The sequence below is a fragment of the Halorubrum depositum genome, assembly GCF_007671725.1.
Lineage (GTDB): Archaea > Halobacteriota > Halobacteria > Halobacteriales > Haloferacaceae > Halorubrum > Halorubrum depositum.
On record NZ_VCNM01000001.1, the window covers coordinates 1,422,955 to 1,445,004 of the forward strand.

Here is a 22,050-nt window from a genome sequence, read left to right on the forward strand (position 1 = left end):
ACGTGATAGAAACGCGATTCAGCGGAAGAAACACCGACGAAGGGGGGCCACAGCGGTTCGTTTCGCCTGAGTGTACTTTGATTACACCCCGACCGGAACGGTTCTTACTCGCGCGCGCCCACGGGCGGCCCCGTCTCGACGTCGAGCGCGGCCGCGACCTCCGAGAGCACGTCGCCGCGCACCTCCCGCGTTCGCGACTCGATCTCGGCGACCAGCGGCGGGTCGAACTCCTCGCGGACCTGGTCGAGACGATCGCGCTCGGTCGCGACCTTCTCGCGGAGGTAGCTCGCGCCGCGTCCCTCCTCGTCGTCGTCCGGAGACGGAGTGAGCTTGTTCGCCACGAGCCCCCGGACGTGCAGGTCGCGCTCGGTGAACCCCTCGATCGCTCGGCCCGTCTCGTTGACCGACAGCTGGTCGGGGTTCAACACGAGGAAGAAGGCGGCGTCGGACCGCATCGTGTCGCCCGCAAACTCGAAGAACTCCTTGCGGCGCTGGAGGCGTTCGAGGACGGGGTCGCCGTCCATCAGGCGTCGCGGCTCCATGTCGCCGATCGCGGCCTTCTCGAACAGGTCGATCGACTGCTTGCGCTTGTACAGCAGCCGGTCGATCCAGTCGCCGAGGAACTCCGGGAGCCCGAGCAGCCGCAGCGTCGACCCGGTCGGCGCGGTGTCGAAGACGACCCGGTCGTACGGCTCGCTCTCGTCGCGCATCACGCCCACGAACGCGTCGAAGAGGGCGGCCTCGTACGCGCCCGGCGTCCCGTGCGACATCTCCAGCTGCCGGTTGATCTCCGAGACCATCGCCGCCGACACCTGCTCGGAGAGCCCCTCGCGGATCTCCTGGAGGTGCCGCTGCATCTCGTCGTCGGGGTCGATCTCCATCGCGTCGAGCCCCTCGACGCCGTCGACCGACTCGGGGTCGTCGCCGAACTGCTGGCCGAACACGTCGGACACCGAGTGCGCGGGGTCGGTCGAGACGACGAGGGTCCGCAGCCCGGCGTTCGCACAGCGGTAGGCGTACGCGCAGGAGACGGTGGTCTTGCCGACGCCGCCCTTCCCGCCGAAGAAGACGAACTGCTCCATCAGAAGTGGTACTGCTGGCCCTTCCGTTCCATGAGGCTCTCGCGGTCCCACAGCCGCCGCTCCCACGCCTCGAACTCGTCTTCGAGGTACGGGAGCAGCTCGGCGGTGTAGTACGAGACCGGCGAGGGGATGCCGAACGCGTCCGGGAAACACGCGAGCATGAACTCGTCTTCCACGTCCTCGGCCTCCTTCTCGATCTTCTCGTAGGCCGGGTGCGTGATCATCCCGTGGTAGAGGCCGGCGAGCCACTCCTCGAGCGCGGCTCGGAACGTTTCGATCCGATCGGCGACTGTCATTATCGGTCGTGACGGTCGGGGCGTGTTAAAAGCTGTCGCGGTCGCGCGTCGGGCGATCGGGAGCGGGTCGCGCGTCGGGCGATCGGGAGCGGGTCGCGCGTCGGGCGATCAGGCCGAGTTGCCGTCGGCGGCCAGTTCAGTCTGCGGCTCGTCGGACTCGCCCGCCTCCTCCCCGTCGTCGAGCTCCGGCTGTTCGTCCACGTCCGGAGTCGGCGAGTGCGCCTCCCCACCGAGCGCGCCCCAGACGAGGTACAGCATCGCGACGACCATCAGGACGGTCACCACGATCGCCGCGATCCCTGCCGCCGACACGTACTGGAACATGGTCGCCGGTGCGGGGGCGCGACGTATCAACGTATCGGCTTCCGACGAACGAAGGGAGAGACGGGCCCCGACCCCGGCGAGCGCGACGTTCCCGCGTCCGGCGAGCGCGACCGTTCTCGCATCCGGCGAGCGCGACCGCTTCCGCCGCCGCGACGTTGAAGGGCCCCGCACACCGACCGCCTCGCATGGACGACGACCGGATCCCGGTGACCGTGCTCTCGGGGAGCCTCGGGGCGGGGAAGACGACGCTGTTGAACCACCTCCTGCGGAACGCCGGCGATCGCGACATCGCGGTGCTGGTCAACGACATGGGCGACGTCAACGTCGACGCCGAGCTGATCGCCGAGGAGTCCGAGGTCGACGTCGAGGGCGTCACGGAGCTGTCGAACGGCTGTATCTGCTGCGAGCTCCAGGACGACTTGGAGACCGCCGTGGTGCGGCTCGCGAACGAGCGCTCCTTCGACAACCTGGTCGTCGAGTCGTCGGGCATCTCCGAGCCCGCGCCGGTCGCGCGGCTGTTCACGACCGAGTCGCGCGCGGCGGCCCGCTACCGGGTCGACGCGCTGGTGACCGTGATCGACACGCGCCGGTTCCTCGACGCCTTCGCCGGCGACGACGTCCCCGAGCGCCGCGTCGCCGCGGACGACGAGGAGGCGGACCGACCGCTCTCGGACCTCCTCGTCGAGCAGGTCGAGGTGTCGAATCTGGTGGTCTGTAACAAGGCCGACCTCTGTACCGACGCGGAGACGGACGAGGCGATCGGGCTCGTGGGCGCGCTGCAGCCGGGCGCGGAGACGGTCGTCGCGGAGTTCTCCGCGGTCGACCCCGACCGGGTCCTCGACGTCGGGCTGTTCGACGCGGGCGAGCTCGGCGACCTGCCGGGGTGGAAGCGGGCGCTGGCGGCGGGTCACGGCGACCACGCCGATCACGACGGCGGAGAACACGGAAGCGACCACGCCCACCGCCACCCGGACGAGGTGTACGGCGTCGGCTCCTTCACCTACCGCCGCCGCCGGCCGTTCCATCCGGACCGGATCGCCGGCGTCCTCCGCGACCTCCCCCCCGAGGTCGTCCGCTCGAAGGGGACGCTGTGGGTCGCGGGCACGGACCAGCGCCAGCAGGTCGGGCAGGCCGGCGCGTCGGTGCGGGTCAAAGCGCTCGGGCCCTGGATCGCGAGCCTCCCCGAGGTCGAGCGCGACATGCTTCGGTCGAACCGACCGAACCTCGACTGGGACGACGAACACGGCGACCGCCTGACGGAGTACGTCGTCATCGGCACGGGCATCGACGAGGCGGCGATCCGCGAGCGCCTCGACGACGCGCTCGTCACCGACGAGGAGTGGGCGGCCGTCGGGGAGGGCGAGAGCGAAGCCGACGACGAGTTCCCCTTCGCGACCGAGCAGGGCGAGGAGCTGGCGCTCCGGGAGCCGTGAGGAGGGACGTGAGGAGGAGCGTCGAATCGCCGGACTGAGTCGGCGAGCTCAGCAGGCGCAGCCGGTCCCGCTCGCGCGCTCGAACCGCATCGAATCCCCGCAGTCGGGACAGGTCGGGGTCCCGTCGCCGTCGCGGTCGAGCCCCTCCGCGTCGACGTCGACGTCCCGGACCCGCACGCCGCAGTCGTCGCACCAGTACGACCCCTCCGAGCCGTCGTTGCCCGCGTTTCCGGGGGCGCGCTGCGTCGATCCCGCCATCACGTCCGTCACGGTGTCGAAGATTCCCATGAACGATCGTACGAGTTTCGCCATCTTAGTCTCCCGGTGATGTGTGAACGGTACGCACAGCCGCGTTCCCGGCGGACGTCGCGGCCGGAGCGGGAGTCAGAGCAGCGGAACGGTGAGCGCGACGATCAGGACGCCGAGCGCCATCCCGGCGTACAGGAGCCGTTCGAACCGCGGGCCCGGCGGGAGCGGGCCGGCGTCGAGCGGCGGCGCACACCGGACGAGCTGCTGGTAGGCGATCCCCGTCGCGGCCGCGAACGCCAGCGTCGACAGCGCCAGCGACGCCGCGAGCGTGAGCCCGTACGAGAGGCCGTATATCGGGCCGAACGAGAGCGCGAACGTGAACGCGAGCCCGGCGGTGACGAGGAACGGGACCGGGTCCACCCGGTCTCCGTGTCGGTTGTGAACGAGTGCCTCGACGCCCATGGCGGACGTACGGGCCCCACGGACAAAGAGCTAAGTGCCGGTCTCCCACGAGGTTCCGTATGAGCGAGGAGCCGAGGGGGATCCGCGAGGGCGTCGAGGACTCGAAGGGGGACCCGCGGCTGATCCTCCTGATGAACGCGGTCCTGTCCGCGTGGTTCGGATGGACCGTCGTCTGGGGGCTCGACCGGCTCGGCATGGCCGCGCTGAACGCGCCGAACGTCGCGGCGCTCGCGCTGGTCATCTTCGGGGTGACGTACGTCGCGGTGTTGCGGTGAGTCGGTCGGGAGGCGACGAGGGGGACGCCGAGGCGGACGCGAACGCGCCGGCGGACGGGGGTCGCCACGTTTTAAGCCGACTGCGGTCCCTCTCCCGACAATGACGATCGAAGACCGCGACGACGCGTACCTCATCACGCACGCGCTGGCGAAGGACACCCTCTCGCGGCTCCGGGACGTCGAGACCGAGCAGGTCGCCTTCCGGAAGGGGCTCGTGAAGCTCGGCCGCATCTGCGGCTACGAGATCATCGACGGCGCGATGGAGACGGAGTACGTCCCGGTGGAGACCCCGCTGCAGGAGACCACCGGCGAGCGCGTGAAGGGGCTCGACGACGTGGTCATCATCAACGTCCTCCGGGCCGCGACCCCGTTCGTCGAGGGGCTCCTGAAGGCGTTCCCCCGGGCGAAACAGGGCGTCATCTCCGCCGGCCGCGACGAGGAGGCCGGGATGACCGACGGGGAGTTCCCGATCACCATCGACTACGTGAAGCTGCCCGAGATCGGCCCCGACGATACCGTCATCGTCGCCGACCCGATGCTCGCGACCGGCTCGACGATGTGCGCGGTGCTCGACCACGTCCTCGGGGACGCCGACGACTTCGAGGACCTGTTCGTCCTCTCGGCGGTCTCCGCGCCCGACGGGCTCGTCCGCGTGAGCGAGCAGGTGCCCGAGGCGAAGCTGCTGACCGTCGCGATCGACGACTACCTCGACGACGACGGGTTCATCGTCCCCGGGCTCGGCGACGCCGGCGACCGCGCGTTCCGGACGGTCTGAGCCGGACGCCGGCGACCTCGACGCTCGCACTCGGCCTCCGCGGGCCGACGTACTTTTAAGAGCCGTCCCCGCGACCGATCGGTATGAGCAACGCGCCGACGACCGAGCCGTGCGACGACTGCGGCGAGCCGACGACGGACGCGCTCGCGCGGACCGTCCGGCTGAGCGTCGACCGGGCGAACATCGACACCCAGCGGCTCTGTCCCGACTGCTTCGCCGACTGGATCCAGCGCTATCAGGACCGGCTCGGCTCCGGCCCCGACGCGTCCGACGAGAGCTCCGAGATCATCGTCGACTGAGCCCCGGGAGCGAGCCGCCGCGCGACCGCCCCGCGGTGAGGGCGAGAGGCCGCCGCCGAACCGGTTCGCCTCGGTGCGCGCGGACGGCAACGTCCGTCTGGACCGCCCGTCTTAAGCCGCGGCGGCACGGACGGCGACGTAATGGACCTCGCCATCGACGCCCCGGCCCCGGCGGCGCCCGACTGCGCCGCCGACGGGACGTGGCTCGCCTGCATCGAGTGCGACGAGACGTTCGGCCCCTTCGAGGACGTCCGGTACACCTGCGACGCGTGCGACGGGCTCCTGGAGGTTCGCTACGCCGATCCGCCGACGTTCGACGAGTTCGGGTCGGGCGCCTCCTCCGACGGCCCCGAGCGCGGCGTCTGGCGCTACCGCGAGGCGCTCCCCTTCGACCTGGGCGTCACGCTCCCCGAGGGCGACACCCCGCTCCACCGCGTCCCGCGGATCGAGGAGTCGGTCGGCGTCGACGCGCTCCGGATCAAACACGAGGGGATGAACCCGACCGGCTCGTTCAAGGACCGCGGGATGACCGTCGGCGTCCGCGTCGCGAAGGAGCTCGGCGTCGGCGCGCTCGCCTGCGCCTCCACCGGGAACACCTCGGCCGCGCTCGCCGCCTACGGCGGGCGCGGCGACATGCAGACGCTCGTGCTCCTCCCGGAGGGGAAGGTCGCCGCGGGGAAGGTCGCGCAGGCGAGCCTCCACGGCGCCCGCATCCTGGAGGTCGACGGCAACTTCGACTCCTGTCTCGACATCGTCCAAGAGCTGGCCGCCCGCGGCGAGGCGTACCTGCTCAACTCCCTGAACCCGTTCCGCTTGGAGGGCCAGAAGACGATCGGCTTCGAGATCTTAGAGGAGTTCTACGCCGACTACGGGACGTTCCCGGACCGGATCGTCCTCCCCGTCGGCAACGCGGGCAACACCTCGGCCCTCTACAAGGGGTTCCGCGAGCTCGTCCAGGCGGGCGCGCTCGACGTCGGCGAGGTGCCCAAACTCACCGGGGTGCAGGCCGAGGGCGCCGCGCCGATGGTCGAGGCGATCGAGGAGGGGAACGACGAGATCCGCCGGTGGGAGGAGGTCGAGACGCGCGCGACCGCCATCCGCATCGGCAACCCGGTCAACGCGCCGAAGGCGATCCCCGGCATCCGCAACACCGGCGGCACCGCCGTCGCCGTCAGCGACGCGGAGATCACCGCGGCGCAGCGCCACCTCGCCGCCGAGGGCGTCGGCGTCGAGCCCGCCTCCGCGGCGAGCCTCGCCGGCCTGAAGAAGCTCCGGCGCTCCGGCGTCGTCGACGACGACGAGCGCGTCGTCTGCCTGACGACGGGGCACCTCCTGAAGGACCCCGAAGCGGCCTACGAGGCCGGCGGCGACCCCGAGCCCGTCCCGAACGACGTGGACGCGGTGCTCGATCACCTGCACGGCTGAAGCGCCGTTTTCCCGGCGGAAACGCCCGGTCCGGTCGCCGAACGAGCCGTTCGCGGGCCCCGATCAGCCTAACTCGACCGTCTCGATGTAGTTGAGATAGGATTCGAGCCCCTGATTCACGGTGTAATGAACCGTCTGGGAGTCGGCGTCGTACCGGACGATTCCAACCTCTTGGAGCTTCGGGAGGTGGGTGTGGAGGAGCTCGGTCCGAACCACCTCGCGCGGGGACGAATCGCGAACCGGCAGCGATCGCTCGATGTCGTGGACCGCCTCGACGAGCTCCTCGAGCGGGATCTCGTCGGCCGATTGGTTCTTCAGGTAGTACAGCAGCGTCCGCCGACGCGGGAACGACAGCAGATCCAGGAGGGTGTCGAAGGAGTACCGCATCGGCACCGTCTCGGGGCGGTCGGGGTCCGTCTTCGCCCGTCCGCCCGGTGCCGGCGTCGTCGAGCCGAACGACAGCGTCGATCCCCGTACCTCGCTCTCCGTCGGGATCCAGCCGCCTTCCGGGGTGTACTCGAGCACCGCGTCGTACAGCGGGCGAAGCGTCGTCACCGTCTCGTCGTCGAGCTCCTCCGGGTCGACGTGGTGGTGAGCGATCACGTCGTGTTCGTCGCAGAGGTGATTGAGAGCGGTGATCAGACCGAGTACCTGATCGGCGTCGTACGCGGCGAACAGCGTCGTCAGCGAGTGGAGACACATGGCCGTCGTCTCGTCGGCGTTCCGCCAGGCGCCGAGCTGGTTGGCGATGGCGAGGCCGATATCGTGTATATCCGGGTTTTCAGGGAGTCCGCGTACGGAGATCGACCCCGTGTCCGCCGTCTCTCCGCTCCCGGCGACGATCGCCGTCTGCGCCGGGAGCTCGCCGCCGGACTCGCGCCGCCAGATCGATAGCCGCTCGGCGGGAGACGCGGAGAGCGTAACGCCCAGCGCGTTGGTTTCGCCGGGCGGTTCCCGAGTCAGCAGATCGATACAGGCGCGGTCGTCCGGAGAACCGTCTAACGGCGCGAGGAGGAGAATCGTCGACGACTTGGTGATGTGGTCATTGAGCGATTGATACGACTCTGTCACTGCCCTAGTCACCAACTGATTGAAATAAACTTGTCGCTCATTCGGCGGATGTGGGATCGCAACGGACCCGTTCGAGGGCGTATCGGCCGCGATGAGTGCCCGATACGCCGCGTAAATGTCCGATTCGGAACTTCGGCCGTTCGCAGTGGAGGCGCCGCGAGGCGAGCCGAGTGACTCCCCGCGGATCGCGGCGGCGTCGACGGGAAAAGTCGCTACCGAACCCTCACTCCGCCTGTCGCTCGTCTGCGTCGTCCAGCGTGATCTCGGTGACCTCGACGATCCGGTCGTCGCCGAGCAGCGTCTCGATCGCGGCGTCGGGGACGTCGTGGTCGAGGTTGTAGACGGTGAGCGCCTCGCCGCCCTGCGTCTCGCGGGCGTTGTACATCCCGGCGATGTTGACGTCGTGGTCGCCGAGGACCGTGCCGATGAGCCCGATGACGCCTGGCTCGTCGGTGTTGCGCGCGACCAGCATGTGGCCGTACGGGACCGCGTCGACACGGAACCCGTCGATCCGGACGATCCGCGGGTCCTCGCCGGCGAACAGGGTGCCCTCGACCGCGATGGAGTCCTCGCCGTTGTGGACGGTGACGCGCACCAGGCTCTGGAAGTCCTCCGTCTGGCGGGTCTTCGACTCGGTCACGTCGATGCCGCGCTCCTCGGCGAGCCGCGGCGCGTTCACCGCGTTCACCTGCCACTCCAGCGGCTCGAAGACGCCCTTTAGCGCGCTCGCGGTGACGAGCTCGACGTCCTCCGCGGCGATGTCGCCCTCGTAGGTCGCCTCAACGCTCGTGATGCGGCCGTCGAGCAGTTGGGCGGCGACCTTCCCGGCGGTCTCCGCGACGGCGATGTACGGCTTGATCCGCGGGAACGCCGTCTCGTCGACGGAGGGCGCGTTGAGCGCGGTGAGCACCGGCTCGTCCTCGAACGCGGCGAGCACGGCCTCCGCGGTGTCGACCGCGACGTTCTCTTGGGCCGCCTCGGTCGATGCGCCGAGGTGCGGCGTCAAGACGATCTCCTCGACGTCGAGCAGCGGCGAGTCCTTCGGGAGCGGCTCCTCGGCGAAGGAGTCGAGCGCGGCGCCGGCGAGGACGCCGTCCTCGACCGCCTCGGCGAGCGCGGCCTCGTCGACGATGCCGCCGCGGGCGCAGTTGATGAGGTAACCGCCCTCGAGCTGCGCCAGCTCGTCCTCGCCGATCATCCCCTCGGTCTCGGGGAGGAGCGGGGTGTGGACCGTGGCGAAGTCGCCGCGCGCGAGCGCCTCGTGGAGGTCCTCGACGAGCTCGGCGCCGAGCCGGTCGGCGCGCTCCTCGGAGATGTACGGGTCGTAGACGACGAGATCCATCCCGAGCGAGTCGAGCCGCTTGGCGACCTCCTGGCCGACGCGGCCGAGCCCGACGATGGTGAGCGTCTTGTTGTTAACCTCGGTGCCGAGGAACTCGCCTTTCGCCCACTCGCCGCCGAGGAGGCGGCCGTGCGCCTGCGGGATCGAGCGCGCGACGGCGAACGTCATCGCGACCGTGTGCTCGGCGGCGGCCCGGACGTTGCCCTCGGGCGCGTTGGCGACGATGACCCCGTGGTCGGTGGCGGCCTCGATGTCGATGTTGTCGACGCCGATGCCGGCGCGGCCGACGATGACGAGCTCGGAGGCGGCCTCGAAGACGGCCTCGTTCACGTCGGTCCCGGAGCGGACGATGAGCGCGTTGGCGTCGCTCACGGCGTCGAGGAGGGCCTCGCCCTCGACCTCGTAGTCCGTTTCGACCTCGTGGCCGGCGTCTCGGAGTCGGTCCAACCCCGCGTCCGCGATGGGGTCGGTCACGAGTACCTTCATACCCGTATCCTCCGGCGGGGCGAGGTTAACGCTTTCCTCATCGCGCCGTTTTGCCGTCCGGTATGATCCGCAATCGTGCGTATCTAACCCCTCTGTTTCCGGTGGAACCTCCTCGTTCGTGCTTACCCGATCGCGGTCGAGGGCACCGGTCCGATCCGGGACCGGGGCGAGACCGCGGCGGTACTGCCTTTTATATTCGGCCGCACGGGCACACATGGACATCACGATCGCGTTCGTCGGCGTCGCCGCCATCCTCGTGTTGACGGGGATCAGCGCCTTCTTCTCCAGCTCGGAGCTGGCCGTCTTCTCGGTGCCGACACACCGGATCGACTCGCTTCTCGCCGCCGACGTGCCCGGCGCGCGGGCGCTCTCGGCGCTCCGGGAGGACTCGCACCGGTTCCTCGTCACGGCCCTCGTGAGCAACAACGTCGCCAACATCGCGGCCGCCTCGGTCGCGACCGCCGTCTTCGTCCGGTTCGGCTTCTCCGGTGGGCAGGCCGCGACCGGTTCGACGCTCGTCACGAGCGTCTTCGTCATCGTCTTCGGGGAGATCGCGCCGAAGTCGTACGCGGTGGCGAACGCCGAGAAGCACGCGCTCCGCGTCTCCCGGCCGGTCGTCGCGATCCAGCGGATCATCCGACCCGTGCTCTACGTCTTCGAGGCGCTCTCCGGCGTCGTCAACCGGTTCACGGGCGGCGAGTCCGCCATCGAGTCGTACCTCACCCGCGAGGAGATCGAGACGCTCGTGCTCTCGGGGCAGGCCGCGGGCGCGATCGACCCCGAGGAGAGCGCGATGATCCGCGGCGTCCTCGACCTGGAGTCGACGCGCGTCTCCGCGGTGATGGTCCCGCGCACCGACATGGTGGCGCTCCCGGACACCGCGACCCCTGCCGACGTGCTCTCGACCGCCGGTCGCGAGGGCGTCACCCGGATGCCCGTCTACGGCGAGAACCGCGACGACGTGGTCGGGACCGTCGACGTGCGCGACGCCATCGGCGCCCACGAGCGGGGCGAGCCCCTCGCGAGCGCCCTCCGCGAACCGACGTTCGTCCCGGAGACCCAGCCCGTCGACGAGCTGTTCGACGAGCTGCGGTCGAGCGGGCGGCGGATGGCGATCGTCGTCGACGAGTTCGGCGCGGTCGTCGGGATCGTCACGTTAGAGGACGTGGTGGAGGAGGTCGTCGGCGAGCTGGTCGGCCGGTGGGAGACGGACCACGTCGACGTGGTGGCGCCCGACGCCGCGGTCGTCCGCGGGTGGACCACCGTCGCGCACCTCAACGAGACGCTCGGGCTGGAGCTCCCGGTCGACGGAAGCGTGGAGACGGTCGCGGGGCTGATCACCCAGCGGATGGGCCGCGTCGCCGCCGAGGGCGATCGCGTCGCCGTCGGCGACGTGACGCTCACCGTCACCGGCGCGACCCCGACGCGGGTGACGCGGGTCCGGGTCGAGCACCCGGGAGCGGGGAGCGAAGGCGAGACCGACGGCGGTCAGAGTTCGAGCGACGCGACGGACTCGTAGACGGGCCCGTCGTCCGTCAGCGTCGACTTCACGAGCCGGACGTCGTCGACCTCGAACCGGCCGACCTCGGGCTCGCGATCGCGGACGACCTCCCGCACCAGTTCCTTCCCGCGGGCGTCGTCCATCCGAGCGAGCGTGACGTGCGGGGTGAATGCGTGGTCTTCAGGATCGACGCCGAGCGCGGTCGTCTCGGCCTCCAGCGACTCGTGGAGCGCGGTCAGCTCCGTGCTCCCCGCGCCGACTCCCGCCCAGACGACCGAGACGTAGTCGAGGCTCGGGAAGACGCCGAACCCCTCGATCGCGCACTCGAAGGGGTCGACGCCGGCGTCCGCGACCGCGCGCTCCCCGGCCGCGATCACGTCGTCGAGGGCGGGCGCGTCGGTCTCGGCGGCGTCTCCCTCGCCGATCTCGCCGAGGAACTTCAGCGTCACGTGCGCCTGCTCCGGGTCGACGAACCGCAGGCCCTCGGCGCTCTCGAACGCGGCCTGCGCGTCGGCGAGGGGATCCGAGAGCTCGTCGGGCAGGTCGACGGCGAAGAACGCTCGCATGGTCGGCCGGACGTCGGTCGCGTTCGGTTATAAGCGCTCGGCGAGGTCCTCGGCGAAGTACGTGAGTATCAGGTCCGCGCCCGCGCGCTTGAGCGACAGCAGCGACTCGCCGGCGGTCGCCTCCAGGTCGAGCCACCCCTTCTCCGCGGCCGCGTGTAACATCGCGTACTCGCCGGAGACGTTGTACGCGGCGATCGGCCGGTCGAACTCCCGCCGGAGGTCGGCGACGACGTCGAGGTAGGGAAGCCCGGGCTTCACCATCAGCACGTCGGCGCCCTCCTCGGCGTCGATCCGGGCCTCGCGGAGCGCCTCGCGGCGGTTCGCGGGGTCCATCTGGTAGTGGCGGCGGTCGCCGAAGGCGGGGGCGCCGTCGGCCGCGTCGCGGAACGGGCCGTAGAACGACGACTCGTACTTCGCGGCGTAGCTCATGAGCGCCACCTCCTCGTGGCCGGCGGCGTCGAGCGCCTCGCGGATCGCCCGCACCTGCCCGTCCGTCATCGCGGAGGGCGCGACCATGTCCGCGCCCGCGTCCGCCTGCGAGACGGCGGTCTCCGCGAGCAGATCGAGGGTCTCGTCGTTCTTCACCGTCAGCGTCGGGTCCGTCTCCGCCGACTCCTCGATCACGCCGCAGTGACCGTGGTCGGTGTACTCGCAGAGGCAGACGTCGCCGATCACGTAGGCGTCGGTCTCGGCGTCGATGCGGCGGATCGCGCGCTGGACGACGCCGTCCTCGGCGTACGCGCGCGTGCCAGCCGGGTCCTTCGACTCGGGGACGCCGAAGAGGATCACGGCCTCGACGCCGGTCTCGCGGACCTCCTCGACGCGGGCGACGGCCTCGCTCACCGGGACGCGCTCGTGGCCCGGCATCGTCTCGATCGGGACGCGCTCGTCGGTCGTCGCGTCGACGAAGACGGGCGCGACGAGGTCCGACGCCGACAGCGAGTGCTCGCTGACGAGGGGGCGGACGCCGTCGGTCCGGAGCCGCCGCGGCCGGTCGGTGGGGTGCATACCGGAGCGTTGGCTCCGGGCGGTCTTTTATGATCCGTCCGCGGCGAGCCGGCGCGGGAGGAACGGGAGCGCCGGCCGAGGTCGACGAAAAGCGGCGGGTCGGAGTGTGCGAGGGGCGCTACTCCGACGACTCGACGTCGATCCGGTCGCGGAGCGACGCGAGCTCGTCCGACTCCGCGAGCTCCTCGACGCGTTGCTTGAAGTGCTCCTCGCAGAGGCCGACGACCACGCCGCTCTGCTCGGCCTCGTACGTGGCCTCCCGCTCGCAGTAGTGACACCGCATGGTCGCTACTCTATCGGCGTCGGGCTTAATCCTGTTCGTCGATCGGGGAGGATCCGGAGCTCCTCACGACTGGGTCGCCGTCGGGTCCGGCAGCCGGTCGCGGACGGGCTCGAACGCCTCGGCGGTGAGCCCCGCCTCGGCGAGGGTCCGCTCGTGGGCGTCGCTCCCGCCCGTCAGGAGGAGGTCGCTCTCGGCGGCGACCCGCTCGACGCGAGCGTCGCCGACCGGGCGGCCGTACGGGTAGAATCGCTCCACCGCGTCCAGCTCGCGGGCGACGTCGAGCGCGGCGTCGACGTCGTCGTACCGGAACGGGTGCGCGAGCCCGACGAACGCGCACGCGTCTCGGAGGAGCTCGACCCCCCGGTCCAGCTCGGTCACGTCGCGGGCGACGTAGCAGGGGCCGTCGTTCCCGATCAGCTCGTCGAAGGCGCCCGCGTAGTCGTACGGCGCCCCCGATTCCTCGATCGCGCGAGCGATGTGGGGTCGCCCGAGACCGGGGCGGGGCTCGACGCCGAGGTCGACGCCGAGCCGCTCCTCGACCGCCTCGAGGATCGCGGCGCCCCGTTGCTGGCGGTCGGCCTGGAGGCGCTCGATCTCGTCGTCGAGCGCCGCGGTGCGTTCGACCGCGTACCCGAGCAGGTCGAGCCGCTCGAAGCCGGCGTCGACGCGCAGCTCGATCCCCCGGACGAGCCGGACCCCCTCGCGCTCGACGACGGGGGCGTCGAGGTCGGGGTGAACGCGGTCGTGGTCGGTGACGGCGACCCAGTCGAGCCCAGCGTCGACCGCGGTCGTCGCGAGCTCCGCGACCGTCATGGTCCCGTCCGAGACGGTGGTGTGCGCGTGGAGGTCGGCGACGAGCCGGTCCGTGTCCATGGGTCCCGTTCGGCGACCCCGTACTAAGCGCCGACGATAGTTGCACGTGAACGCACACCAATATAAGGAAATATAATTAGATATCTCCGATTAAGGTTGTACATGGACAATCATTAAGAACCGTCAGCGATTCCCGTCTGTTGATGCGCTTGAACGGCGTCGACGACCGACTCGAACGGCACCAATATCCGACGACCTCGGAGGAACTGATCGCGGCCCACGGGAACGCGACCGTAGAGCTCGCGGAGGGCTCCGAGCGTCTCGGCGACGTGCTGGAGCGGTTCGGGGACCAGACGTTCGACGACGCGGAGGACGTGTTCACCACCCTCCGCGCCGGCGTCTGCCACCGCGGAGTCGGTCGGCGGTTCTACTCGGACCGCGACCCGACGACCGACGCCGAGGACGGGCCCTCGCCGGTCTCGTTCTGAACGGAACCGCGGTTCGACCGCTTTTTTCGACTTTTTCGACCGTCACCCACGTGACGATCCGACTCAGATCCAGTCGATAGCCGGCGACAGGTCGACCGGCACCGACCCCTTTCGGTATCCCTCGACGCGTCCGTCCGGGCGCGCGCGGAGGACGACCGCCGGGCGGTGCCGGACGTCCGGCTTGGCGTCCCGGACCGCGGCCCAGTCGTCCGCGGGGAACGAGGTGCAGTCGACGAGCAGGGTGACGCCGCCGCCGTGCGCCTCCAGCTGGCCGCTCGTCTTCGTCTCCGCGGTGTCGCGGACCGCCGCGACGGGACCGCTCGCGGACCGGTTCGAGGCGGGCTGCGGGCGGGTCACCTCGACAAGAAACGCGCGCCCGGTGTCCGGGTCGGTCGCGCGGAAGTCGAGCGAGTGCCCGGTCGTCACCTCGATCTCCGGGGTCACGTCGTAGCCGGAGTCGGTGAGGATCCGCGCCGCGGTGAACTCCGCCATCGTCGCGCTCATCCGCACGAGGTCCAGCGACGCCGACGTGCCGAGCTTGCCCGCCATCGTCTCGCGGTAGTCGTCGAGGATCCCCGGTCGGAGCGTCTCCTCGACGAACCCGGTCCCCTCCTCGCGCGTCGCCTCCGGGAACCCCGCCGCGTGGTCGCGGAAGAACGCCCGGGTCGTCTCCGATCCGTCCTTCGAGCAGAAGACGGGGAGGAAGAACCACGAGACGTGCGGGTACGCCGCGAGCCACGGCTCGTCGTCGTGTAGCGCCGCGAGCAGTTCCCGCTGGACCCACCGCGAGACCGGGTACGGGACCTCGTCGAAGCCGTACTTGTCCGTGCGCCACAGTTCGCTCGGCGTCTCGGTGTTTCCGATCCAGTATCCGACCGGGCCGCCGCTCGCCCCCGCGGGCGGGTCGGCGTCGTCCTCGGTCCAGCAGAACAGGGCGAACGAGCCGTCGTCCATGTCGAACCGCCGCGCGTCGTACCCCGGCGGGGGGCTGAACCACGGGTCGCTCGCCGCGGCCCCGAGGTTGTCGTCGAGCGGCCGTTCGAGCTGCGAGCGGACGCGGTCGGCGCTCCACCGGCCGGGAGCGCGCCTGAATCGGAGCGGTTGTGCCACGACGGTGCTACCGGACGCCGGGTCTAATCGGTTCCGGTGGCCCGGAGGCGACGCCTCGCGGCCGCGCCGTCGAAGTCGTTTCGAAGAACGGATAGTTCACCGACACATATATGAACGATTGTTTCTAAGGTATGGTGTACCATGTCAATGGGTGCCTACGACGAGGCCGAACACGAGCGTCGCGAAAAGAAGACCAGCGAAGTCGACGCCGACTTCGACGCCGAGCGGCCGGAGTACTCCGGGTCGCTCACCTACGACTCCGGCGACTCCGCGGAGGCACTCCTCGACAAGTTCCAGGAGCTGCAGGGCGAGTGAGACGGCGATTCGGACCGCGTTTCTGCGGATCCGTCGACTTCCTTCCTGACCGTTGACCGGCGAGCAGCGACGCCGATGGCCGGTGGGAGACGTTCAACGAGTCCGACGGTCAACGAGCCCGACGACTGACGAGACCGGTCGGTCAGGTCAACGCGATCGCGACCGAGCAGACGATCGCGACCGCGAGGACGTGGCCGACGACGGCCCCGAGCAGGATCGGCTCCTCGAGCAGGAAGGGGACGAGCGCTAACTGGAGGACGGAGAAGCCGACGTTCTCCGCGTCGAGGCGCCTGACTCGGGACGCCTCGCTCGGGGCGAGGTCGACGTTCACCGCCCGCCAGAGCGCGACGACCGCGCTCCACCACGACGTGCCGATCCGGTAGGTGAGGTCCCAGAGGATCAGCAGGGTGAGGTACACCACCGGAACCGGGGGGTCGAGACCGAACAGGCGCTCGATCAGCGTCCCGTCCCACGCGATCACGTACGTGAGCAGCGCGATGAACGCGAGCACGCCGAGGACGATCTCGATGCTCGACCCGAACAGCAGCCGCTTGTGCTCGGGCGGCGTCGAGAGGCGGCGGTTCGCGGCGCCGAGCCGGTGCATCTCGACGCTGCCGATCGCCGCGACGAGGACGGCGACCGTCCCCGCGAGGACGGCGTCCCACAGCCCGTAGTACCAGCCGAGCGCGAGGACGCCGACCTGGAACAGCAGGAACTGGATCGCGACCGCGAGCGTGCGGGAGATCCCCAGACCGGGGATCCCGCCGACGAGGCTCTCGTACACCCACGTCTCGCCGTAGTTCCGGCTCACAGTTCGACCTCGACGTCGGTCGCCGGGACCTCGTCGGTCGGGTCGCCGCGGTGGGGCCGGTCGATCGCCCTCGCGACGGCGACCTCGAAGGGCGTCTGTTCGATCGGAACGAGGTCGCGGATCCGGTCGTCCTCGACGATCACGGTGTTGCGGAGCCCCTCGACCAGCGAGCGGGCGAGGTAGGGGTTCACGTCGGTCACCAGTCGGAGCCACTTCGCCGACAGCTCCGGGCTCAACACCGGCACCCGGACGATCCACAGCTTGTGCCCGAGCTGTCGGCGCGTCCGGCGGAGGATCTCGGCGTAGGTCAAGACGTCGGGCCCGCCGATCTCGAACGTGTCGTCGCGGGTCTCGGGGACTTCGAGGACGCCGGTGAGGTAGCCGACGACGTCGTCGATCGCGATCGGCTGACAGAGCGTGTCGACCCATTTCGGCGTCGTCATCACCGGCAGCCGGCTCGCGAGGCCGTGGATGACGTCGAAGCTCGCGCTCCCGGCGCCGATGATGATCGCCGCGCGCAGCGTGGTCAGGTCCGGGTCGCCCGTCGCGAGGATCCGCTCGACCTCGCGGCGGGATCGGAGGTGTTCGGAGAGCTCCTCGCGGTCCTCGCCGAGGCCGCCGAGGTAGATCACGCGGTCGACGCCGGCGGCCGACGCGGCCTCGACGAAGTTGGTCGCGCAGTCGCGGTCGCGCTCCTCGTAGCCGGGGCCGCCGTCCATGGAGTGAACGAGGTAGTAGGCGGTGTCGACCGGGTCGCCGTCGACCTCGAACGCCGGCGGGAGAGTGTCGGGCTCGAGGAGGTCGCCCTCGACGACGCGGGCCCCCGCGGGCGCGGCGTAGTCGTCGGCGTCGCGGACCAAGGCGACGACCTCGTGGCCGCGGTCGAGGAGCGTCGGGACGAGTCGGGTCCCGACGAATCCGGTGGCACCGGTGACGAGCACGCGCATACCGATCGGTGGGGCGGGAGGACCATAAGCACCGGTCACGGCGACTCGCGTCCGGGTTCAAGCGCGTCGAACCCGTCCGTCGCCGAGACCGATCCCTAAAAGAGGGCGCGCACCGCTCGTTCGGCCATGCACGCAGGCGAGTACGAGCCGGTTCGCGGAGTGCCGGACCTGTACGTCCACGACACCGGGATGTTCGACACCGACGAGTACGGGGCCGTGTACGTGTACGACGCCGAGCGCCCGGTCGTGGTCGACACCGGCACCGGCGCGAACCGCGAGGCGCTGTACGAGACGATAGCCGAGGTCGGGATCGACCGCGAGGAGCTGGCGTGGATCCTGCCGACCCACGCTCACCTCGACCACGCGGGCGGAGCGGGTCACCTCGCGCAGCGCTACCCGAACGCGGAGGTCGTCGTGCCGGAGAAGGGCGTTCGACACCTCGTCGACCCGGGGGCGCTCGTCGCCGGGACGAAGTCCGCGGTGGAAGAGCAGTGGGAGTACTACGACGAGCCCGAGCCGGTCCCCGAAGATCGGATCTCGGGGCTCGCGGAGGGCGACCGGATCGATCTCGGCGACCGCGAGCTGGTCGTCCACGAGGCGCCGGGACACGCCCCGCACCACGCGATCTACCACGACCCCGACGCCGACGTCGTCTTCGCGGCCGACGCGGCCGGGATCTACGTCCCCGCGGTCGACGGGATCGAGCCGACGACGCCGCCGCCGCAGTTCGACCTCGACCAGTGCCTCGCCGACGTCCGGACGATCGAGGAACTTGATCCCGACTATCTCTGTTTCGGTCACTTCGGCCCCCGCGAGTACGAGGCGGAGCTGGCCGGCGAGATAAAACGGGCGTACGTCGAGTGGGTGGAGGCGATCCGGGAGAAGCGCGAGGAGCTCGACGACGACGACGCGGTCGTCGAGCACTTCGAGGCGGCGAGCCGAGACGTCGAGTTCTGGAACCCCGAGCGCGCCCGCGCCAACGCGAGCCTGAACGTTCGGGGCGTCCTCGCGTATCTCGACTACGTCGCGGAGAACGAGGGTGAGTGAGGCCCGGGGATCGTCGCCACCGACGGAAACCTCCTAAACCCCGCGTCGCCTAGGTTCCACTCATAAATGGGCATCTTCGACACGATCCGCGCCGTGCTCGGGACGAGCGCCGAGACGGACGCGACCCGCGAGGCCGACCCCGAGGACCTCTTCGGGATGTCGACCGCGTACATGACGATGGAGGCCGACCTCGGCTACGACCACTGCGGGGAGGCCGCGCTCTGCTTTTCCGGGGTGGACAGCACCCGCTTCGACGACGCCGTCGAGACCGTCGAGGCCATCCTCGAGGCCGGCGAGATCGAGACCGGCACGGGGTTCCACCGCCACGAGGACGACCACGGCTACCAGTGGTTCGTGCTCGAGGACGACGACCCGGAGGACCTCGTGACGAGCGTCCACTTCGCGGCCGACCAGTTCATCGAGGAGGGGTTCGGCTCCCGGTTGCTCGCGGCCGTCTTCGGCTTCGAGCGCGGAGACACCGACGCCTACTGGATCTACTCGTTCCGGCGCGGCGCGTACTACCCCTTCTCGCCGAAGGGGACGAGCGACCGGAACCAGCAGGTCGAGTTCAAGCTCCAGTCCGTCCTCGACGGGGAGCTCGGCGTAGAGGACGACGAGTCGTACTGGTACCCGCTGTGGCCGGACGAGCCCGGGAACCGCCCGTGGGAGTGACCCGATGAGCGCGTCGACGGCACCGGAGGCGAACGACGGCGCCGACGTCGACTCGCCGAGCGGCGAGTTCCGCGGCCGCGACGTCCCGAGGAAACGGGTCGTTCGGGCGGTCGCGGTACAGGCCGCGGTGCTGAGCGCCGCCGTCCACCTCCTGTGGGCGTGGCCGCGGCTGGGCGCTCCGAGCGATCCGCGCCCCTACGTGTTCCTCCTCGGGGGGGCGTTCACGGTCGCCGTCGCCGTCGCGACGCTACGCGCGCCCGAGTACCGGCGGCTGTACGCGCTCGGCGCCGGCGTTCTCGCGGCGTTCCTCCTCGGCTACGTCGGCTGGCACGGCGCCGCGGCCGCGTCGGCGCTCGCGGGCGACCCGCTGGCGATCGTCGCGAAGGGGGCGGAGCTCGTCGGCGTCGCCGCGTTCCTCGCGCTCTACCGGCTCGCGCCGCCGACGAGCGTCGTGCTCGATCGCCGGGAAAACCCGACCGACGACGGCGACGGTCCCGCCGAGAGCGACGACGCTACCGAGGAGCGTGTCGACTCGTGACGGACACCACGTACCTGACGGTCGCGGAGCCCGCGACGGCGACGTTCGAGGTCCGCGGCTCGGAGTTCCTCGGCCACGTCGCCCCGGTCGACACGGTCGCGGAGGCCGAGGCGTTCATCGAGCGGGTCGAAGAGGAGTACGACGACGCGAGCCACAACGTGCCGGCGTACCGGGTGCCGGCCGGCGCGGCGTCCGAGCGGACGCCCGGAAGCGACCCCATGCTCCGGGAGTACTCCTCCGACGACGGCGAGCCCTCCGGGTCGGCCGGGAAGCCGGCGCTCAACGTGCTCCAGCAGCGCGAGATCCGCAACGTCGTCGCGGTGGTGACCCGCTACTACGGCGGGACGAACCTCGGCGTCGGGGGGCTCGCGCGCGCCTACTCGCGGGCGGTGAAGGACGGTGTCGACGAGGCCGGCGTCGTCGAGGAGCGGCCGCACCGGCGGCTGGTCGTGGAGACCGCGTACGACGACTCCGGCACGGTTCGAGGCGTGATCGAGTCTTCGGGCGTCGATTTCGACGCCGACTACGACGAGCGCGTGCGGTTCGAGCTCCGCGTTCCGGTGGCCGAGGTCGACGAGCTGGTCGAGCGGCTCAACAGCGCGACGAGCGGTCGGGTCGAGATCGACCGGTAGCCGCGGAAGCGCCAGATGGCGAACAGGCGACGGAGTCGAAACGGAGGGGTTCCGCGGCGGTGCGTCGCGCTCCCGCCCAGTGCGCCGCGGGCGACGGTCACGTCACGGGCGGGATTGGTGGCGGTATCCGACTTCAACTGTCGGCCGAGTGGGCGGGGGTGAAACGGGTGGGTGACCGTCGACGGCTACGCGAACTTCCGCACCGTCATCTCCAGCGTGTCGAGGTCGAGGATGGGGGCGTAGCCCGCGTCGGGATCGATGTTGACGGATTTCTGGAAGTCGGTCTGAGCCTGCCAGCAGCCCGAGTTGACCGCGAGGACGTTGTGGTACTTCCCCCAGCCGAGCTTGTGGACGTGGCCGGTGTGGAACACGTCCGGGACGTCCTCGATGACGAGGTAGTCGCGCTCCTCCGGCGCGACGCGGGTGTGACCGCCGAACTGCGGGGCGACGTGACGCTTCTTGAGGAGCTGGTACATCGCCTTGTGGGGCTCGTCGTAGCTCGCCTTCTCCTCGGGGAGCTCCGCGATCACCTCGTCGAGCGAGACGCCGTGGTACATCAGCACCTCGACGCCCTCGACGCTGACCGTGGCCGGGTTCGAGACGATCTGCGCGTCGTGGACGTCCATGATGGAGCGGATCTCGTCGTTGAATCCGGGCTGCGGCTCGGCGAGCCGGACCGCGTCGTGGTTGCCGGGGATCATCACGATCTCGGTGTCCGCCGGCACCTCTTTGAGGTGCTCCGAGAACGCCTCGTACTGGTCGTAGATGTCGACGATCTCCAGCTCCTCGTCCTGATCGGGGTAGACGCCGACCCCCTCGACCATGTCGCCGGCGAGGAGGATGTACTCGACCGGCTCCGCCTCGGGCGTGTGGAGCCAGTCGGTGAAGCGGCTCCACGCGTCGGCCATGAACTCGTCGCTGCCGACGTGGACGTCGGAGATCAGCGCGGCCTGGACGTGGCGGTCGGCCGCGCCGGTTCGGTGGGTTCGGGGGACGTCCGGGAAGTGCAGCGAGTCGGCGAATAAGATTCCGGAGTCGTCGGCGAGCGTCCCCTCGACGGCGACGCACTCGTCCATCAGGATCTCGTCGACGACGTCGGCGAGCCCCTTGTCTTTCATCACCAGCGCGGGGAACGTGCCGGTGGTGTCCTCCAGTTCGACGAGCCAGTGGCCCGACTTCGTCGAGCGGACGTCGTTGACGAGCCCGATCATCGCGGCGTCGCTGCCGCCGGGCATGTCCGCGATCGCCTCCGCGGGACGGTGGTTGACGCGGCCTCGAAGCACCTTCGAGAGGCGCTCGTAGCGGTCGCGGAACGTCCGGACGAAGTCGGCGTACTCGCCGGTTCCGGTGCTCCGTCCCGTCATGTCGTTTCCGACCTCCAGCTCCCTGCGGTCCGCGTCTCGGTCGGAGCGCCCGTCGGTCGAGTCGGCGCGGACGTCATCCCCAGACCCCTCCGTTTCGACTGGAGATCGCCGCGTATCAAGGGCTGAGTCGGGGTTCGAGCCGGACGGGGGTCCGGAGTCGGCGGCGGGGTCAGCGTCGGAGCCGGTCGTGATCTCGGAATAGGCGACGTCGTCAGATCCGACCGCCGCGCGGACGTGGTCGGCGGTGATCCGGAGGGCGTCGTCGGGCGCGCGGTCGACGGCCGATTCGAGGGCTGTTGCGGAGTCGGGCGCGCTCGCCAGGAGAGTGACCGCCTCTCGCTCCGCGTTGTAGCCCCGCCTGGCGAGCTCCTTGACGATCCGGGCGTTCGACTCCAGCGGCACGACAGTCGAGAGGTGGGTGCGACTCAAAACGGTT

General features: G+C 70.3%; 27 protein-coding genes. 12 read left to right on the top strand and 15 right to left on the bottom strand.

Annotated elements, in window-relative coordinates:
* Positions 1–104: 104 nt before the first annotated feature.
* The 3 genes from FGM06_RS07265 to FGM06_RS07275 all read right to left on the bottom strand — a co-directional run bounded on the left by FGM06_RS07265 (position 105) and on the right by FGM06_RS07275 (position 1,702).
* Complete coding sequence (locus FGM06_RS07265) at positions 105–1,082, bottom strand: ArsA family ATPase (protein WP_144798434.1); 978 nt, start codon at positions 1,080–1,082, stop codon at positions 105–107.
* Positions 1,082–1,378: a hypothetical protein gene (locus FGM06_RS07270; protein WP_144798435.1), complete on the bottom strand. Its 297-nt coding sequence runs from the start codon at positions 1,376–1,378 to the stop codon at positions 1,082–1,084. The genes FGM06_RS07265 and FGM06_RS07270 overlap by 1 nt, the downstream gene beginning before the upstream one ends.
* 108 nt (positions 1,379–1,486) lie before the next feature.
* A complete protein-coding gene (locus FGM06_RS07275; RefSeq protein WP_144798436.1) occupies positions 1,487–1,702 on the bottom strand; it encodes a hypothetical protein in 216 nt (71 codons plus the stop codon).
* A 185-nt stretch (positions 1,703–1,887) separates the two neighbouring features.
* Between FGM06_RS07275 and FGM06_RS07280 the strand changes: the two genes are divergently transcribed.
* Complete coding sequence (locus FGM06_RS07280) at positions 1,888–3,135, top strand: CobW family GTP-binding protein (RefSeq protein WP_144798437.1); 1,248 nt, start codon at positions 1,888–1,890, stop codon at positions 3,133–3,135.
* Between the two features lie 48 nt (positions 3,136–3,183).
* On the opposite strand, the gene FGM06_RS07285 is transcribed toward FGM06_RS07280, so the two are convergent.
* Together FGM06_RS07285 and FGM06_RS07290 are read right to left on the bottom strand one after the other, a co-directional pair.
* Positions 3,184–3,423, bottom strand: coding sequence for a hypothetical protein (locus FGM06_RS07285; RefSeq protein WP_144798550.1), 240 nt, complete (start codon positions 3,421–3,423; stop codon positions 3,184–3,186).
* A 96-nt stretch (positions 3,424–3,519) separates the two neighbouring features.
* Positions 3,520–3,846, bottom strand: coding sequence for a hypothetical protein (locus FGM06_RS07290; RefSeq protein WP_144798438.1), 327 nt, complete (start codon positions 3,844–3,846; stop codon positions 3,520–3,522).
* Positions 3,847–3,905: 59 nt separating this feature from the next.
* On the opposite strand from FGM06_RS07290, the gene FGM06_RS07295 reads away from it, so the two are divergent.
* The 4 genes from FGM06_RS07295 to thrC all read left to right on the top strand — a co-directional run bounded on the left by FGM06_RS07295 (position 3,906) and on the right by thrC (position 6,620).
* Positions 3,906–4,121, top strand: coding sequence for a hypothetical protein (locus tag FGM06_RS07295; protein ID WP_144798439.1), 216 nt, complete (start codon positions 3,906–3,908; stop codon positions 4,119–4,121).
* A 100-nt stretch (positions 4,122–4,221) separates the two neighbouring features.
* Complete coding sequence (gene upp, locus FGM06_RS07300; RefSeq protein WP_144798440.1) at positions 4,222–4,896, top strand: uracil phosphoribosyltransferase; 675 nt, start codon at positions 4,222–4,224, stop codon at positions 4,894–4,896.
* A gap of 83 nt (positions 4,897–4,979) precedes the next feature.
* On the top strand, positions 4,980–5,195 hold the full coding sequence (locus FGM06_RS07305; protein ID WP_144798441.1) for a DUF7569 family protein: 216 nt from the start codon (positions 4,980–4,982) through the stop codon (positions 5,193–5,195).
* Positions 5,196–5,336: 141 nt separating this feature from the next.
* Entirely contained in the window at positions 5,337–6,620 is a 1,284-nt protein-coding gene (gene thrC / locus FGM06_RS07310; protein ID WP_144798442.1) for a threonine synthase, read from the top strand.
* Between the two features lie 63 nt (positions 6,621–6,683).
* On the opposite strand, the gene FGM06_RS07315 is transcribed toward thrC, so the two are convergent.
* Entirely contained in the window at positions 6,684–7,691 is a 1,008-nt protein-coding gene (locus FGM06_RS07315) for a DUF7504 family protein (protein ID WP_144798443.1), read from the bottom strand.
* A 223-nt stretch (positions 7,692–7,914) separates the two neighbouring features.
* Complete coding sequence (serA, locus tag FGM06_RS07320) at positions 7,915–9,519, bottom strand: phosphoglycerate dehydrogenase (protein WP_144798444.1); 1,605 nt, start codon at positions 9,517–9,519, stop codon at positions 7,915–7,917.
* 214 nt (positions 9,520–9,733) lie between these two features.
* On the opposite strand from serA, the gene FGM06_RS07325 reads away from it, so the two are divergent.
* Positions 9,734–11,038, top strand: a complete 1,305-nt coding sequence (locus tag FGM06_RS07325) for a hemolysin family protein (RefSeq protein WP_144798445.1) — start codon at positions 9,734–9,736, stop codon at positions 11,036–11,038.
* Here the strand turns inward: FGM06_RS07325 and thpR are convergent.
* From thpR to FGM06_RS07340, 4 genes are all read right to left on the bottom strand, one after another.
* Positions 11,008–11,586 carry an RNA 2',3'-cyclic phosphodiesterase gene (gene thpR, locus FGM06_RS07330; protein WP_144798446.1) on the bottom strand — a complete coding sequence of 193 codons (579 nt, stop codon included), beginning with the start codon at positions 11,584–11,586 and terminating at the stop codon, positions 11,008–11,010. The two genes, FGM06_RS07325 and thpR, sit on opposite strands and share 31 nt — an antisense overlap.
* A 27-nt stretch (positions 11,587–11,613) precedes the next feature.
* Positions 11,614–12,594: a porphobilinogen synthase gene (gene hemB / locus FGM06_RS07335; protein WP_144798447.1), complete on the bottom strand. Its 981-nt coding sequence runs from the start codon at positions 12,592–12,594 to the stop codon at positions 11,614–11,616.
* Positions 12,595–12,712: 118 nt separating this feature from the next.
* The gene (locus tag FGM06_RS16020; protein ID WP_186310984.1) at positions 12,713–12,877 is read right to left on the bottom strand and encodes a DUF6757 family protein; all 165 of its coding nucleotides are present in this window, start codon (positions 12,875–12,877) and stop codon (positions 12,713–12,715) included.
* A gap of 63 nt (positions 12,878–12,940) precedes the next feature.
* Positions 12,941–13,750: a PHP domain-containing protein gene (locus FGM06_RS07340; RefSeq protein WP_144798448.1), complete on the bottom strand. Its 810-nt coding sequence runs from the start codon at positions 13,748–13,750 to the stop codon at positions 12,941–12,943.
* A gap of 143 nt (positions 13,751–13,893) precedes the next feature.
* Between FGM06_RS07340 and FGM06_RS07345 the strand changes: the two genes are divergently transcribed.
* Complete coding sequence (locus FGM06_RS07345) at positions 13,894–14,178, top strand: DUF5789 family protein (RefSeq protein WP_144798449.1); 285 nt, start codon at positions 13,894–13,896, stop codon at positions 14,176–14,178.
* Positions 14,179–14,241: 63 nt separating this feature from the next.
* Here the strand turns inward: FGM06_RS07345 and FGM06_RS07350 are convergent, their stop codons facing one another.
* Positions 14,242–15,288: a DUF5784 family protein gene (locus tag FGM06_RS07350; RefSeq protein WP_144798450.1), complete on the bottom strand. Its 1,047-nt coding sequence runs from the start codon at positions 15,286–15,288 to the stop codon at positions 14,242–14,244.
* 147 nt (positions 15,289–15,435) lie between these two features.
* Here FGM06_RS07350 and FGM06_RS16025 point away from each other — a divergent pair, with 147 nt between their 5' ends.
* Positions 15,436–15,603 carry a DUF5786 family protein gene (locus FGM06_RS16025; protein ID WP_170938337.1) on the top strand — a complete coding sequence of 56 codons (168 nt, stop codon included), beginning with the start codon at positions 15,436–15,438 and terminating at the stop codon, positions 15,601–15,603.
* A 142-nt stretch (positions 15,604–15,745) separates the two neighbouring features.
* Here the strand turns inward: FGM06_RS16025 and FGM06_RS07355 are convergent, their stop codons facing one another.
* A complete protein-coding gene (locus FGM06_RS07355) occupies positions 15,746–16,414 on the bottom strand; it encodes a DUF7530 family protein (RefSeq protein WP_144798451.1) in 669 nt (222 codons plus the stop codon).
* A complete protein-coding gene (locus FGM06_RS07360; RefSeq protein WP_144798452.1) occupies positions 16,411–17,361 on the bottom strand; it encodes an NAD(P)H-binding protein in 951 nt (316 codons plus the stop codon). Before FGM06_RS07360 ends, FGM06_RS07355 begins: the two co-directional genes overlap by 4 nt.
* 126 nt (positions 17,362–17,487) lie before the next feature.
* Between FGM06_RS07360 and FGM06_RS07365 the strand changes: the two genes are divergently transcribed.
* The 4 genes from FGM06_RS07365 to FGM06_RS07380 all read left to right on the top strand — a co-directional run bounded on the left by FGM06_RS07365 (position 17,488) and on the right by FGM06_RS07380 (position 20,250).
* Positions 17,488–18,408: an MBL fold metallo-hydrolase gene (locus FGM06_RS07365; RefSeq protein ID WP_144798453.1), complete on the top strand. Its 921-nt coding sequence runs from the start codon at positions 17,488–17,490 to the stop codon at positions 18,406–18,408.
* A gap of 66 nt (positions 18,409–18,474) precedes the next feature.
* Entirely contained in the window at positions 18,475–19,080 is a 606-nt protein-coding gene (pspAB, locus tag FGM06_RS07370) for a PspA-associated protein PspAB (protein WP_144798454.1), read from the top strand.
* A 4-nt stretch (positions 19,081–19,084) separates the two neighbouring features.
* The gene (locus FGM06_RS07375) at positions 19,085–19,618 is read left to right on the top strand and encodes a hypothetical protein (RefSeq protein ID WP_144798455.1); all 534 of its coding nucleotides are present in this window, start codon (positions 19,085–19,087) and stop codon (positions 19,616–19,618) included.
* The gene (locus tag FGM06_RS07380) at positions 19,615–20,250 is read left to right on the top strand and encodes an IMPACT family protein (protein WP_144798456.1); all 636 of its coding nucleotides are present in this window, start codon (positions 19,615–19,617) and stop codon (positions 20,248–20,250) included. Before FGM06_RS07375 ends, FGM06_RS07380 begins: the two co-directional genes overlap by 4 nt.
* 185 nt (positions 20,251–20,435) lie before the next feature.
* On the opposite strand, the gene FGM06_RS07385 is transcribed toward FGM06_RS07380, so the two are convergent.
* Positions 20,436–22,016 (bottom strand): DNA-directed DNA polymerase II small subunit, encoded by a 1,581-nt coding sequence (locus FGM06_RS07385; RefSeq protein ID WP_144798457.1) that lies wholly within the window; start codon positions 22,014–22,016, stop codon positions 20,436–20,438.
* Positions 22,017–22,050: the final 34 nt, after the last annotated feature.

Coding starts and splice junctions, on each gene's coding strand:
- serA (WP_144798444.1), bottom strand. CDS start 9,519: ATGAAGGTACTCGTGACCGACCCCATCGCGGACGCGGGGTTGGACCGA.
- FGM06_RS07375 (WP_144798455.1), top strand. CDS start 19,085: ATGAGCGCGTCGACGGCACCGGAGGCGAACGACGGCGCCGACGTCGAC.
- FGM06_RS07295 (WP_144798439.1), top strand. CDS start 3,906: ATGAGCGAGGAGCCGAGGGGGATCCGCGAGGGCGTCGAGGACTCGAAG.
- pspAB (WP_144798454.1), top strand. CDS start 18,475: ATGGGCATCTTCGACACGATCCGCGCCGTGCTCGGGACGAGCGCCGAG.
- thpR (WP_144798446.1), bottom strand. CDS start 11,586: ATGCGAGCGTTCTTCGCCGTCGACCTGCCCGACGAGCTCTCGGATCCC.
- FGM06_RS07305 (WP_144798441.1), top strand. CDS start 4,980: ATGAGCAACGCGCCGACGACCGAGCCGTGCGACGACTGCGGCGAGCCG.
- upp (WP_144798440.1), top strand. CDS start 4,222: ATGACGATCGAAGACCGCGACGACGCGTACCTCATCACGCACGCGCTG.
- FGM06_RS07365 (WP_144798453.1), top strand. CDS start 17,488: ATGCACGCAGGCGAGTACGAGCCGGTTCGCGGAGTGCCGGACCTGTAC.
- FGM06_RS07325 (WP_144798445.1), top strand. CDS start 9,734: ATGGACATCACGATCGCGTTCGTCGGCGTCGCCGCCATCCTCGTGTTG.
- thrC (WP_144798442.1), top strand. CDS start 5,337: ATGGACCTCGCCATCGACGCCCCGGCCCCGGCGGCGCCCGACTGCGCC.
- FGM06_RS07360 (WP_144798452.1), bottom strand. CDS start 17,361: ATGCGCGTGCTCGTCACCGGTGCCACCGGATTCGTCGGGACCCGACTC.
- FGM06_RS16020 (WP_186310984.1), bottom strand. CDS start 12,877: ATGCGGTGTCACTACTGCGAGCGGGAGGCCACGTACGAGGCCGAGCAG.
- FGM06_RS07275 (WP_144798436.1), bottom strand. CDS start 1,702: ATGTTCCAGTACGTGTCGGCGGCAGGGATCGCGGCGATCGTGGTGACC.
- FGM06_RS07340 (WP_144798448.1), bottom strand. CDS start 13,750: ATGGACACGGACCGGCTCGTCGCCGACCTCCACGCGCACACCACCGTC.
- FGM06_RS16025 (WP_170938337.1), top strand. CDS start 15,436: ATGGGTGCCTACGACGAGGCCGAACACGAGCGTCGCGAAAAGAAGACC.
- FGM06_RS07265 (WP_144798434.1), bottom strand. CDS start 1,082: ATGGAGCAGTTCGTCTTCTTCGGCGGGAAGGGCGGCGTCGGCAAGACC.
- FGM06_RS07270 (WP_144798435.1), bottom strand. CDS start 1,378: ATGACAGTCGCCGATCGGATCGAAACGTTCCGAGCCGCGCTCGAGGAG.
- FGM06_RS07280 (WP_144798437.1), top strand. CDS start 1,888: ATGGACGACGACCGGATCCCGGTGACCGTGCTCTCGGGGAGCCTCGGG.
- FGM06_RS07290 (WP_144798438.1), bottom strand. CDS start 3,846: ATGGGCGTCGAGGCACTCGTTCACAACCGACACGGAGACCGGGTGGAC.
- hemB (WP_144798447.1), bottom strand. CDS start 12,594: ATGCACCCCACCGACCGGCCGCGGCGGCTCCGGACCGACGGCGTCCGC.
- FGM06_RS07285 (WP_144798550.1), bottom strand. CDS start 3,423: ATGGGAATCTTCGACACCGTGACGGACGTGATGGCGGGATCGACGCAG.
- FGM06_RS07345 (WP_144798449.1), top strand. CDS start 13,894: ATGCGCTTGAACGGCGTCGACGACCGACTCGAACGGCACCAATATCCG.